The sequence below is a fragment of the Bradyrhizobium sp. UFLA01-814 genome (genome assembly GCF_046718885.1).
GTDB classification, from domain to species: Bacteria; Pseudomonadota; Alphaproteobacteria; order Rhizobiales; family Xanthobacteraceae; genus Bradyrhizobium; species Bradyrhizobium elkanii.
In genome coordinates this window covers 15,335-28,227 of record NZ_JAQOSR010000123.1, presented here as the reverse complement: position 1 = coordinate 28,227, position 12,893 = coordinate 15,335, and the positions used below count along the sequence as shown (strand labels likewise).

Annotated in this window: 13 protein-coding genes; 4 read left to right on the top strand and 9 right to left on the bottom strand. The window is 64.1% G+C overall.

Annotation, left to right across the window (positions count from 1 at the left end; all coding sequences use genetic code 11):
* Positions 1–49: 49 nt before the first annotated feature.
* From PMN64_RS30220 to PMN64_RS30205, 4 genes are all read right to left on the bottom strand, one after another.
* Complete coding sequence (locus PMN64_RS30220; RefSeq protein WP_411783282.1) at positions 50–1,228, bottom strand: muconate/chloromuconate family cycloisomerase; 1,179 nt, start codon at positions 1,226–1,228, stop codon at positions 50–52.
* A 68-nt stretch (positions 1,229–1,296) separates the two neighbouring features.
* On the bottom strand, positions 1,297–2,166 hold the full coding sequence (locus tag PMN64_RS30215; protein ID WP_028344532.1) for an intradiol ring-cleavage dioxygenase: 870 nt from the start codon (positions 2,164–2,166) through the stop codon (positions 1,297–1,299).
* Positions 2,167–2,237: 71 nt separating this feature from the next.
* Entirely contained in the window at positions 2,238–2,762 is a 525-nt protein-coding gene (locus PMN64_RS30210; RefSeq protein WP_028344533.1) for a flavin reductase family protein, read from the bottom strand.
* Positions 2,759–3,388 carry an FAD synthetase gene (locus PMN64_RS30205; RefSeq protein ID WP_411783280.1) on the bottom strand — a complete coding sequence of 210 codons (630 nt, stop codon included), beginning with the start codon at positions 3,386–3,388 and terminating at the stop codon, positions 2,759–2,761. The genes PMN64_RS30210 and PMN64_RS30205 overlap by 4 nt, the downstream gene beginning before the upstream one ends.
* 263 nt (positions 3,389–3,651) lie before the next feature.
* Here PMN64_RS30205 and PMN64_RS30200 point away from each other — a divergent pair, with 263 nt between their 5' ends.
* Both PMN64_RS30200 and catC read left to right on the top strand, forming a co-directional pair.
* On the top strand, positions 3,652–5,229 hold the full coding sequence (locus tag PMN64_RS30200) for a 4-hydroxyphenylacetate 3-hydroxylase N-terminal domain-containing protein (RefSeq protein ID WP_411783278.1): 1,578 nt from the start codon (positions 3,652–3,654) through the stop codon (positions 5,227–5,229).
* Positions 5,230–5,327: 98 nt separating this feature from the next.
* On the top strand, positions 5,328–5,618 hold the full coding sequence (catC, locus tag PMN64_RS30195; protein ID WP_026192617.1) for a muconolactone Delta-isomerase: 291 nt from the start codon (positions 5,328–5,330) through the stop codon (positions 5,616–5,618).
* A 46-nt stretch (positions 5,619–5,664) separates the two neighbouring features.
* On the opposite strand, the gene PMN64_RS30190 is transcribed toward catC, so the two are convergent.
* The 5 genes from PMN64_RS30190 to PMN64_RS30170 all read right to left on the bottom strand — a co-directional run bounded on the left by PMN64_RS30190 (position 5,665) and on the right by PMN64_RS30170 (position 10,885).
* Positions 5,665–6,648, bottom strand: a complete 984-nt coding sequence (locus tag PMN64_RS30190; RefSeq protein ID WP_304499694.1) for a cysteine synthase A — start codon at positions 6,646–6,648, stop codon at positions 5,665–5,667.
* A gap of 395 nt (positions 6,649–7,043) precedes the next feature.
* On the bottom strand, positions 7,044–7,634 hold the full coding sequence (locus PMN64_RS30185; protein WP_304499695.1) for a TIGR02281 family clan AA aspartic protease: 591 nt from the start codon (positions 7,632–7,634) through the stop codon (positions 7,044–7,046).
* Between the two features lie 25 nt (positions 7,635–7,659).
* Complete coding sequence (locus tag PMN64_RS30180) at positions 7,660–7,863, bottom strand: DUF1289 domain-containing protein (RefSeq protein WP_026192618.1); 204 nt, start codon at positions 7,861–7,863, stop codon at positions 7,660–7,662.
* Positions 7,864–8,119: 256 nt separating this feature from the next.
* Entirely contained in the window at positions 8,120–9,727 is a 1,608-nt protein-coding gene (locus PMN64_RS30175; protein ID WP_038384019.1) for a sensor histidine kinase, read from the bottom strand.
* A gap of 285 nt (positions 9,728–10,012) precedes the next feature.
* Positions 10,013–10,885, bottom strand: a complete 873-nt coding sequence (locus tag PMN64_RS30170) for an NAD(P)-dependent oxidoreductase (protein WP_411783277.1) — start codon at positions 10,883–10,885, stop codon at positions 10,013–10,015.
* A 203-nt stretch (positions 10,886–11,088) separates the two neighbouring features.
* On the opposite strand from PMN64_RS30170, the gene PMN64_RS30165 reads away from it, so the two are divergent.
* Both PMN64_RS30165 and PMN64_RS30160 read left to right on the top strand, forming a co-directional pair.
* Positions 11,089–11,526, top strand: coding sequence for a VOC family protein (locus PMN64_RS30165; protein WP_016843272.1), 438 nt, complete (start codon positions 11,089–11,091; stop codon positions 11,524–11,526).
* 109 nt (positions 11,527–11,635) lie between these two features.
* Positions 11,636–12,766 carry an Mrp/NBP35 family ATP-binding protein gene (locus tag PMN64_RS30160; protein ID WP_411783276.1) on the top strand — a complete coding sequence of 377 codons (1,131 nt, stop codon included), beginning with the start codon at positions 11,636–11,638 and terminating at the stop codon, positions 12,764–12,766.
* Positions 12,767–12,893: the final 127 nt, after the last annotated feature.

The following is a 12,893-nucleotide window of genomic DNA, read 5'->3' as shown; positions in this document are numbered from 1 at the left end:
GGCGTGGGTCCCCGGATTGTCAATTGTCCGCGGGAACGACGCCATCCGGCTAGTCCTTCCGGGCGAAGGTGCGGATCTTGTCCTCGTCGACCTCTACGCCGAGACCGGGGCCATCAGGGGCGCAGATCTCGAACTCGTCGAATCTGATCGGGTTGACGACCAGATCCTCCACGAGGATTCGCGGACCGAAATGTTCGGTGCCCCATTCGAGCCTGGGCAGGGTGGCGAAGGCGGCGAGATGCGCCGCCGCGCCGATGCTGCTCTCCAACAGGCAGCCGCCATAGAGCTCGAGCCCGTGCGCGGCCGCGACCGCAGCGGCGCGCTTCATCTCGAACAGGCCGCCGCTCTTCACGAGCTTCAGCGAGTAGACGCTGCCGCAGCCCATCGCGCCGGCGCGCGCGATGTCCTCCTTGGTGAAAGCCGCTTCGTCGACCAGCAACGGAATCGAGGTGCGGGCCGCGACACGCGCCATCGCTTCCAGTTGCAGCGCCGATACCGGTTGTTCGATCAGGGCAACATCCAGCTCCTCCAGCGCAGGCATGAAACGGATGCATTCGGCCTCGGTCCAGCCCTGGTTGACATCGACGATCAGGCGCACCTCGTCGCCGAGGCCGTCGCGCAATGCTTGCAACCGCTTCAGATCGGCCTGCGGCCGGTTGAAGCCGAACTTGATCTTGAACTGGCGGTGTTCGCGGCGCCGCAGCTTCTCTTTCGCTTCTTCCACCTCCTGGCCGCTGTCGCCCGAGGCCAGCGCCCAGATCACCTCCATGCGTTCGCGCACGGCGCCGCCGAGCAGCGCGCTGGCGGGCAGGCCCAGCGTCTTGCCGGCGGCGTCGAGCAGGGCGGACTCGATCGCGCCCTTGGCGGCGAAATTGCGGGTGGCGGCCTTGCTCATGCGCAAGGCATTGGCTTCGAAGGCGAGGGCAGGCTGTCCGAGCAGCGCCGGCGCCAGATAATTCGTGACCGCGGCCTTGATCGATTCCACGCTCTCCTCGGCCCAGCGCGGCCCGCCGAGCGTCGAGGCTTCGCCGATACCCGTCACGCCGTTATCGAGCAGGACGCGCACCAGCACGTAACCCTGATGCGTGACTTCCGTGTTCGAGAGCTTGTGCCGGCGGCGGGTCGGCGCCTCCACGATGGTCGCGCGGATACTGCGGATCGCAGTGTCCTTTGCGTGAGCCTGCACTCGCTCCACGGGCTCGGCGATTTCGATCACGGCACGACTCATATGTCCTCGCAGGTCAGTTCAGAATGAGCCCTGCCAGGCTGGTGGAGCCTGGCAGGACGTAACGGGCATTATTCGGCGGCGACGAGCCGTTCGACGGCGGCTTTCTTGAGCTTGAAGTCGAAGCTGAGAACCAGATCGGTGTCGGCGCCGGCGGGGGCCTTGGCGAACTTGCCGATCAGGCTCTGCTTCACGGCGAACACCGAGTCGTTGTCGAGATACTTGGTCTCGGAATCGTAGATCTGCGAGATCAGCGATTGATAGCCGTCCTTCGAAAGCATGAAGTGGATGTGGCCCGGACGCCAGGGATGGTGGCCCATATACTTCAGCAGCTCGCCGCCGGCGCCGTCATAGGGGATCGGGTAGGGCTCGGGGCGGAGCGCCACGAAGGCATATTCGCCGTTGGCGTCGGTCGTGAAGCGTCCGCGAAGATTGTAGGCCGGCTGTTCCGGATCCTGCAGGTCGTAGAGGCCGTTCGGCGCGTCTTCCCAGACGTCGATCGTGACGCCCTCGATCGGCCGCCCTGCCGTGTCGCTGATGCGCCCGCTGACCTTGACGGTCTGCGCGTTGTCGAACGTCTTCTTGATGATGGAGGCGCCCTTGGCCAGCACCGGCGGATTCTCCCTATAGAACGGCCCCAGCACGGTGGATTCGCTCTCGCCGTCGGTGACCCGGTGATCGAGCATGTCGACCAGCACCTCGACGCCGAGAATGTCGGCGATCAGGATGAACTCGTTGCGCTTCTCGTCCGAGATGTCGCCGGCGCGGCGCAGGAATTCGCACGCGGCGAACCACTCTGCGAAAGTCAGGTCGACCTCCTTGCAGAAGTCGTGCATGTGGCGGATCAGGCTCGTCATGATCTGACGGTTGCGATCCGGAATGTCCTTCGAGAGCGCGGCGATCACGTGGTCGGTGATGGTGTCCTTGTTGACGTTCAGCATGGTCGTTTCCTCCTTTTCTTGCAGTTTGCTCAAACTTGCATCCCCGTTTTCGGGAATATCGGTCGCTGGTCTCACCAGACAAATTCGTAAGCGGCATTCTCCAGCGTCGTGGGCGCAGGGTGCGGATCGGCAAGGCCGCCGAAGCGGCCGCGGAAGAACAGCAGCGGCTTCTTGCTGGGCTCCAGCGACATCTCGCGGACGTGGCCGAGGAAGATCGTGTGGTCTCCGGCGACGATCTCATCGGCGAGATCGGTCACGAAATATGCCGCCGCGTCAGCGATGACAGGCAGGTCGTTGCGGCGTTCGAAGACGTCGCAGAGGTCGAGCCTTGGCTTGCCGGCGAAATGCCAGGCGAAATCCTCCATGCCCTCGGCAAGGATGCTGACCGCAAAGCGGCCGGTCTTCTGGATGTTGCCGAGCATCTTCGCGCTTTTCGCGATCGAGATCGCGACCAGCGGCGGATCGAGCGAGACCGACATGAAGGCGTTGGCCGTCATGCCGTGATCGCGGCCCTCGCAATGCGTCGTGATGATGGTGACGCCGGTGCCGAACTGGCCACAGGCATTGCGCAACTCTCGCGGATCGATGGCGGTCATCGGCTTGCGACCTCAAGTTGGGCCAAACCGGATCGGTCGGCCGGTGGCGCGGTCACGATATCTCTCCAGTTCTCCAGCGTCGCCGCGGCGGCGGCAAGGCCGGATTGCCGCAAGCTCCGGATCCGGCTGCTGGAGACGATCTCGCCATTGCCACAGCGCACCGGCGGCAGGATGCGCGTGTTGAAGGGCTGCCGCAGCAGCAGGGCGGTGCCGCCCTTGCAGGACCCGAAGCGGAAATCCTCGCCGACGATCACCTCACGCGGTTGCAGCTTATGCAACTCGGCGAGGAAATCGAGCGCGGTGCGCCGGACATAGATCTGGTTGAAATCGGCGACGACGACGTGGTCAGGCGCGAATGTTGCGATGCGCTCGAGCTTTTCGCGAAGCGAAATCAGCGGCTCGGCCTGACCGAAATACACCTTTGGCGGCGGATCGAAGGTGTAGACCACGGCTGGAATGCCGCGGCGCCGCGCTGCCGCGATGGTCTGCCGCAGCGGTTCCTGATGGCCGCGGTGGACGCCGTCAAATGCGCCGATGGTCACGACGCAGGCGTCGAGGGCCAATTCCCCATCGCGATGGAAAGCGACAGCAGCGCTGTCAAAACCCGTGCCTAAACCCGTGGCCATGGCTCGCTCCGGTTTCGCTCCCTTGCCGTGCTGCGTCAGCTGCGGCGTTGCGCCGGCCGAACGATCCTTGCCGTCCGGTCCGCGCCATCGAGTCATAGCCCGAGCCGGGCCGGTCCGCGCGGTATGGTGTGATACCTTTCGCCTGCTCCGGGTGAGCGCGTAGCGTTTCCTCCGATGTCACGCCGTCCAAGAGCGTGACGAGATGGTCTTGGGGCCGGTGTGGCAACGCCGCCGGTCCAACGACACAAGCGGAGGAGAAACCCATGACTACTGCGGCAGCCCTGCGGGCCGACGTGCCTGCGTCAACGACCAGCGTCTATACCGGTACGGAATTCCTGGACAGTATCCAGGACGGCCGGGAAATCTACATCTACGGCGAGCGCGTCAAGAACGTCACCCAGCATCCCGCCTTTCGCAATTCGGCGCGGATGGTGGCGCGCTGGTACGACCGCTTCCATGAGAAGAAGGATCAGATCGGCGTCCTGACCGACACCGGCTCGGGACAGCTGACCCATCCGTTCTTCCTCGGCTCGAAAACGGCTGACGACCTCGTCAAGGGCCGCGATGCGATCGCCGAATTGCAGAAGGTTTCTTTCGGCTGGATGGGCCGTTCGCCAGACTACAAGGCGTCGTTCCTCGGCACGCTGGGGGCGAATTCGAGCTTCTACGGCGACTACGCCGGCAATGCAAAAAAGTGGTATGCCCGGACCCAGGAGCGCCTCGACTTCTGGAATCATGCCATCGTCAATCCGCCGATCGATCGCGACCGCGCCATCGAGGAGGTGCGCGACGTCTTCATGCATGTCGAGAAGGAGACCGACGCCGGCCTGATCGTGTCGGGCGCGAAGGTGGTGGCGACCGGCTCGGCGCTGACGCACTACAATTTCATCGCCCACTACGGCATTCCGATCAAGGACAAGTCGTTCGCGCTGATCTTCACGGCGCCGATGGATGCCAAGGGCATCAAGCTGATTGCCCGCTCGTCCTACGAATTCACCGCGGCGGCGACCGGCTCGCCGTTCGACTATCCGCTGTCCAGCCGCTTCGACGAGAACGACTCGATCCTCGTGTTCGACAAGGTGCTGGTGCCCTGGGAGAACGTCTTCATCTATGGCGACGTCGACAAGATCAACCAGTTCTTTCCGGCGTCGGGCTTCATCCCGCGGTTCACGCTGCATGGCGTGACGCGGCTTGCCGTCAAGCTCGACTTCATCGCCGGCCTGTTCTCGATGGCGGTCGAGGCGACTGGATCCAAGGACTTCCGCGGCGTGCAGACGGCAGTGGGCGAGGTGATCGCTTGGCGCAATCTGTTCCACGGGATTGCCGATGCGATGGTGAAGTCGCCGATCGCCTGGCAGGGGACCGATGGCTACAATCTGCCGAACCTGAACTACGGGCTGGCCTATCGCGTGTTCGCACCGATGGCCTATCCGCGGATCAAGGAATTGATCGAGCGTCATGTCGCGAGCGGCCTGATCTATCTGCCGTCGAGTTCGGCCGATCTGGAGAGCGAGGCGATCCGGCCCTATCTCGACCGCTTCGTGCGCGGCTCCAACGGCTATGCCGCGATCGACCGGATCAAGCTGCTGAAGCTGCTCTGGGACGCGGTCGGCTCCGAGTTCGGCGGCCGGCATGAGCTCTACGAGCGCAACTATGCAGGCAATTACGAGAACCTGCGCGTCGAGACGCTGATGGCCGCGAGTGCCACCGGCGACCTCGGCGCCATGCAAGATTTCGTCCGCAATTGCATGAGCGACTACGACGTCTCCGGTTGGACGGCGAAGGACCTCGTCAACCCCGACGACATCAACCTCGTCAGCCGCGGTCTGGTGCAAGGCTGACGACAAGGCTGACGATCTGATAGACCGATCAATGGAGCCGCCGCGATCTTGCGGCGGCTCCACGCCGTTTCACCCCATTGCTGAGAGAGTTCATCATCATGCTGTTCCACGTCGAAATGGATGTGCGGATTCCGCACGATCTCCCGGTCGAGAAGGTCGACGCGCTGAAGGCGGCGGAACGGGTCCGCGCCATGGAATTGCAGCGCACGGGGGCCTGGCGTCATCTGTGGCGGGTGGCGGGGCGCTACGCCAATGTCAGCATCTTCGACGTGTCTGGCGCGCAGGAGTTGCACGATATCCTGTCCAGCCTGCCGCTGTTTCCGTTCATGGAGATCCAGGTTACGCCGCTGTGCCGGCACCCGTCGTCGATCCACGACGACGACCGGTAGCACCGGGTTGAGGCCTCCGGAGCGATTGCGTCGGGTTGGCTCCCGTTCACATCATCCAGGGCGGGAGCGGGAGATTCTTCTTGCGGAGGAAGTCCGGATTGAAGAGTTTCGACTGGTAGCGCTGGCCACCGTCCGCAAGGATGGTGACGATGGTCTTGCCTGGGCCGAGGTCGCGTGCAAGCCGTATCGCTCCCACGATGTTGATCGCGCTCGAGCCACCCAGAACCAACCCCTCATGCGCGACCAGGTCGAACAGGACGGGTAGCGCCTCCTCATCAGTGATCTGGTAGGCCATGTCGATCGGCGTGCCCTCGAGGTTCTTCGTCACACGGACCTGGCCGATGCCTTCCGTAATCGACTCACCCTCTGTCGTCAGCTCACCCCTTGTGAACCAGTTGTAGAGGGCGGCGCCCATCGGATCGCTCAGCGCAATCTTCACGTCGGGGTTTCGCTCCTTGAGGGCGAGCGCGATGCCACCCAACGTCCCGCCGCTGCCGACGGCGCAGGTGAAGCCATCGATCCTTCCATCCGTCTGGTGCCAGATCTCGGGGCCGGTCGTGCGATAGTGGCCGTCGCGGTTGGCGACGTTGTCGAACTGATTTGCCCAGAATGCGCCCAGTTCCTCGGCGAGGCGACCGGAATAGCGTGCATAGTGGTCCGGATGGGAAGATGGCACGGCGGGCATCAGGCGCAGATCGGCGCCGCACAGCCGCAGCATGTCTTTCTTTTCCTGACTTTGCGTGTCGGGCATCACGATCACGGATCGATAACCGCGCGCATTGGCCACGAGCGCAATGCCGATGCCGACATTGCCGGCCGTGCCTTCCACGATGACACCGCCCGGCTTGAGCCGGCCGCGCTGCTCGGCGTCGTTGATGATGGCGAGGGCTGCACGATCCTTGATCGAGCCGCCCGGATTAAGAAATTCGGCCTTGCCGTAAATGTTGCAGCCCGTGCTCTCCGATGCCGCGCGCAGCCTGATCAACGGCGTGTTGCCGATGGAGTCCAGAAAACCGGATCGAACGTTCATGGTTGCCCCGCCTGGCCAAACAGTAGCTTGATGCTGTTTTCTCTTTATCTCGGAAATTTCCTTGCCGCGTGGCATGCAGGATCGGAAATTCTAGTCTCTGACCGTGTCGTCATCAGATACGTCGCGTGCCGACATGCCGGAGCAGATAGTGAAACTCAGTAGAGCCAGTTTTCGTGCACCGTACAATCTTCGTTTCGACAGTGCGACTGCAGATCACTCATGCGGTCGGTTCGTTGCGTCATTTCACTGCGGAAGTTGATCCGCATCGCGCACGCATCGGACAGCGAGCGGCCATCAGGTGTGATTTGTGGATCTGCGCCCCGGAGTGCCACGTGCTTGCGGAGGAGGCGGCATCAAACCGCCCCTGGCCTTCGTTGCGTGAGCGCAGGCGCAGCCTAATCAACAGCCGTGCGCGGGCGCCGATGGCGGCTTGAGGTGTTGATACTGCCGGTGACGTCGGGATAGCCGGTCAGGCTCAGCGTGTCGGCGCGAACGCCCCAGCTCTCGAGCCGGTCGAGGAAGCTCATGCCGAGCAGATTGGTCTTCATCTGCCCGCGCTGCACCACCAGCGCCGGCACCGATTTCTCGACCAGCTTGCCGACTGCGAGCCGGTCGAGCGTCAGCCGCGCCGCCTTGGTGTGACCGCCGGCGGTCTCGAGGTCGACATTGTATTCGAGCATATCGATCGGCAGCCCGATCGCTTTCGCGGTTTCCCAGGTGAGCACGACCGAGGTCGCGCCGGTGTCGATCACCATCGGGGCGCTGACGCCGTTGATCTTGGCGCGGAACGCGAACTCACCGCCCTGGCCGCGCGCAATCTGCACCGCGGGGGCGGAGCTGGGGGTGGAGGCTGAGGCGATAATGCTGCGGCCGAAGATCTGGGTGAGATTTTCCCTGGCGCGGGCGATCTGCTCGGGGTCCCCATAGGCGACGACGGCGCCGGCGGTTGCCATCAGCAGCACGATGACGAGGAGGATACGGGTCACGGCGCAACTCCCGCCGCAACGCCGATCACGCGCGCTTCGGACGCGGCTCCATGCGCTCGAGCCCAGCCTCGGCCATGCGCGCCGGCAGCGTCGCCATCACCGACAGCCGCTCCGTGCGGTCCATCTTGTGCCAGCGCGCGATCTCCGGAAGCGTGCGGCCACAGCCGAAGCAGAGCTTCGTCCTGGGGTCCATCATGCAGACTGCGATACACGGCGTCTCTGAGCTCATTGTTCAAGTGTTGAACGGTTTCGGCGGCCGGTGCAAGCCGGCTGACGTGGGATGCTGCATCACGCCTCGGCTTTTTGTCGCGAGCATGGTTCTGGCGCGAACGTCTTGGGTTTATTGCCAAAGCGTCTTCGAGCGAAATGAAGACCGGTTCGCGTAAAGAAAACGCGTGAGAACCAAAGTCTAGAGCCCCGTTCCGAATCCATCGGAACGGAAAGGGCTCCAGCGATAACCGCGTCACGATCTTCCGCGACATGCTCTACAATCCGGTGCCGGCACTCATGATCGACTTGCGGCGCACACGTTTCCGGTCGGCGCCCATCGTGGGCTCGACGGGCTCCGGCGGCTGCATCGGCGGCGCTTCTTCCGCCATCGGCGCCAGCGCGCTCATCACCCGTTCCGGCGGCAAGGTCACGATCACCTCGGTGCCGATGCGCAGCTTCGACTTCAGCGTGAAGGTGCCGCCATGCATGTCGATCAGGCTTTTCGCGATCGGCAGGCCAAGGCCGGCGCCCTGTTCCGCCGACTTGATCGAGTTAGAGCCCTGGCCGAAGGAGGCCAGCACAACCGGGATCTCGTCCTCGGCGATGCCGCTTCCGGTGTCCTTGACGCTCAGATATTGCCCGCCCGACGCGGTCCAGCCGACCTTCAGCCAGATTTCGCCGCCCTGCGGCGTGAACTTGATCGAGTTGGAGAGCAGGTTGAGCACGACCTGTCGGATGGCGCGCTCGTCGCCCCAGATCCTGGGCATGCCGTGCTCGAACACCTCGTGGATGGTGATGCCGCGGCTGGAGGCGCGCAGCTTCAACAGGTGGTGGCAGTCGGCGACGACATGCACCAGCGCCACGGCCTCTTCATTCAGCTCGTAGCGACCGGCCTCGATCCGCGACAGATCGAGGATCTCGTTGATGAGATTGAGCAGATGCACGCCGGAATTATGGATGTCGGCGGAATATTCCTTGTACACGGGAACGGTATGCGCGCCGAAGATCTCGCTCTTCATCACCTCGGAGAAGCCGAGGATGGCGTTGAGCGGCGTGCGCAGTTCGTGGCTCATCTGGGCGAGGAAGCGCGACTTGGCGACGTTGGCGGATTCGGCACGGTGGCGCGCCTCGTCGGAGATCGCCTTGGCCTGCTCCAGTTCGCCGATCAGCGCATCCTTTTCGGCGCGGGCCTCCAGCGTCGCCAGCGTGGTCGAATGCAGGCGGTGCGCGAGCAGAGCAAAATAACCTTCGGCGGCAAGCGCGAGCAGGGCCAACACGTAATTGTCGAACGCGCCGTTGAGCACAAGGTCGAGCGCGATCCCGACCGTCACCGGAACAGTCGCCGCAAGGGCTGCGATCGGCAGGCTCGCGGCGAGCATGCTGGAGACCGCGATCACCAGCAGCATCAGGAACATCATCAGCGTGTTGGAGGCGAGATCGCGCCCGGCGGGGTGGATCAGGATCGCGGTCCAGCACAGGCCGTAGAGCAGGTCGAGCAGCACGAAGCGCGTCCGCCATTTGCGGGTGACCGCGACCGAGGTTGGTTCGGCGAGGAAGCGGGAACAGCTGCGGATGATGGCGAGATGGACGCAGAGGATGCCGATCGTCCAGGCGCCGGCCACGATCGGCTTCATCCAGAGGCCAAACAGCACGCCGGTTGCCACCACGAGCAGCATCACGACGTAGGACGCCGACATGCGGGTCTGGGCGTATTGGCGGAGCAGTTCGGCGTCGAACGCCGGGCGGGTTCCACTGGTTGACGTTAACCGATCCCGCGCCTCGCGCACCCGCTGCGCGGCGACGCGCCGGCTGTTCACCGGCACCGTCACCTGAGGTCCTGCCGGAAGCGCTACAACTTCAGGCTTTTCTGCGGGATTACTCATCAACAACACAAATCCTGCCAGCGAACCGCGCGGGCCTTTTGCATTGTCTATCTGTGACGCTAAATCATTAAGCGATGACTTAAAGAGCTAAGGAAAAGCGTAAACGGGGAGTTAAATTAACCTTTGCGCCGGGGGCGCGATGGCGGGCGCACACGCGCACGCCAGGTCCGACAATTCCATGTTGTCATGGCCAGGCTTGTCCCGGCCATTTACGTCTTGCTTCTCGTGGATCCAAAGACGTGGATGCCCGGGACAAGCCCGGGCATGACGAGATGGTGGGAAGCGTTAGCGCTGCAGACGGGCGAGTAGGCTCGACGTATCCCAGCGCTTGCCGCCCATCTTCTCGACCTCGGCATAGAACTGGTCGACCAGCGCGGTGGCGGGCAGGGTGGCGCCGTTGCGGCGGGCCTCGGCGAGCGCAATCGAGAGATCCTTGCGCATCCACTCGACCGCGAAGCCGAAATCGTACTTGCCCTCGTTCATGGTCTTGTAGCGGTTTTCCATCTGCCAGGACTGCGCCGCGCCCTTGGAGATGGTCTCGATCACGGCGGCGACGTCGAGGCCGCTCTTCTTGGCGAAGTGGATGCCCTCCGACAGGCCCTGAACCAGACCTGCGATGCAGATCTGGTTGACCATCTTGGTGAGCTGGCCGGCGCCGGCCGGGCCGAGCAATTTACACATCCGCGCATAGGCGCCGGTGATGATCGGCTCCGCGCCTGCATAGGCGTCTTCGCTGCCGCCGCACATCACCGTCAGCACGCCGTTCTCGGCGCCGGCCTGGCCACCGGACACCGGCGCGTCGACGAATTTGAAGCCGGCCTTGTTCGCGGCGGCATCGAGCTCGCGGGCGACCTCGGCGGAGGCGGTGGTGTGATCGACGAAGGTCGCGCCCTTCCTGACCCCGGCGAAGGCGCCGTCGGGGCCGATCGTGACCGCGCGCAGGTCGTTGTCATTGCCGACGCAGCACATCACGAAATCCTGACCTTCGGCGGCGGCCTTCGGGGTCGGCGCCGTCTTGCCGCCGAACTTGTCGGCCCATTCCTTCGCCTTCGCCGCGGTCCGGTTGTACACGGTGACCTCATGGCCGCCTTTTTTCACGAGGTGCCCCGCCATCGGGAAACCCATTACGCCGAGACCGAGGAAAGCGACTTTAGCCATGTCTGTTACCTTGTGATTTGCCGTGGTGATCGCCCCTTGAGACCGCCGGAAAACGTCGCGGCGGGCAGGGCATTCCGTCCATGGAAGGAGCCGCACCATACCCCCTGTGCAGCGGAGGGCAACGGCCTTGGTGGGATGGCAGAAGGCGGTTTTGTGCTAGGATTGGCCCACCAACGAACTTCACAAAAAAGGGAGTGTCTCGCATGGGCATGAGCGTCGGTGTGCTCGATCATTTCAATATCCGGACCCGGAATCTCTCCGCCACGGTGCGGTTCTACGAGGACATTCTGGGCCTGGAAAAGGGCGCGCGGCCGAACTTCGCGTTCCCCGGTGCGTGGATGTACAGCGAGGGCAAGGCGGTCGTGCATCTGGTCGATATTTCGGCGACCGATGAGGCACAAAAGCCTGACTCGGGCGTCGTCCATCACGTCGCCTTTGCCAGCCAGGGCTTCGATGGGATGAGGCAGCGGCTTCAGTCCAAGGGCATGGAATTCGATTCACGCCAGGTTCCCGGCGGCGATCTCTGGCAGATCTTCGTCAACGACCCCAACGGGGTCATGATCGAGCTGAACTACGAGGCCGCCAAGGAAGGCGGCTCGGCTGCGCCGGCCGAGCGGCGGGACGACGTCGGAGCGAGGTAGCCTTTTGCGCTGCAACGCTCTATGGGTCGTCTCTTGGGCATGATCCGGAAAAGTGCGAAGCGGTTTTCCGAACAAGATCATGCCGACTAAAATGCCCAGGAGATGCGCGGTGAGCGTGACGCAGCAACAGGTTCTCGATTGCCTTGCCAAGGTGATGTCGCCACGCGGCACGGCCTTGACCAACGCCAATGTGCTGTCGGCGATCACGGTCACCGACGGCAAGGTCTTCTTCTCGATCAATGTCGACGCCGCGGAGGCGCGCGCCTGGGAGAGTGTGCGTGCGCAGGCCGAGAACGCGGTGCGCGCCATTCCCGGCGTCAGCGTCGCGATGATCGCGCTGACCGCCGAGCGCAAGGCGGGCGGTGCAGCGCCGGCGCCGCGGCCGGCCGGCGGCGTCCCGCCGGCGTCCGCCCATCGTCATCCGCATCCGCCCGGCGGGCAATCGCCGATGGCCCGGCAGGCCGAGATCCCCGGCATCTCCGCCGTCATTGCGGTTGCCTCCGGCAAGGGCGGCGTTGGCAAGTCGACCACGGCGCTCAACCTCGCGCTCGGCCTGCGCGACCTCGGCCTGCGCGTCGGGCTGCTCGACGCCGACATCTACGGCCCATCGGTGCCGCGGCTGACCGGCATCCGCGAGAAGCCGCAGCTCAATGACGACAAGAAGATGGTCCCGCTGCAGCGCTTCGGCCTGTCGATCATGTCGATCGGCTTCCTGGTCGAGGAGGACACCGCGATGATCTGGCGCGGGCCGATGGTGATGTCGGCGATCACCCAGATGCTGCGCGACGTCGCCTGGGGCACGCTCGACGTGCTCGTGGTCGACATGCCGCCCGGCACCGGCGATGCCCAGCTCACGCTGGCGCAGAACGTCCCGCTCAAGGGCGCCGTCATCGTCTCGACCCCGCAGGACCTCTCGCTGATCGACGCGCGGCGCGGATTGGCGATGTTCAAGAAGGTCAACGTGCCGGTGCTCGGCATCGTCGAGAACATGAGCTATTTCCAGTGCCCGCATTGCGGCACCCGCTCGGATATCTTCGGCCATGGCGGCGCCCGCCACGAGGCCGAGAAGCTGGGGGTGCCGTTCCTCGGCGAAATCCCCCTGCACATCGCGATCCGCACGGCCTCCGATTCCGGCAACCCGGTGGTCGAGAGCGAACCGGACGGCCCGCACGCAGCGATCTACCGCGCGATCGGCGGCAAGGTCCGCGAGCAGCTGCAAGGCGTCATCGCGGCAGCCTGAGCCTGCGCTGCCGTCCCGCTGGGCCGATCGGCCTCGAACCGTCGGGCGCCCGGCGGGCCTTCTTCACAGGCCTGTGGCCCTTGGTGCCTTTGGACGATTGCTGAATCGGTTCCGGCCTGTATGTTTA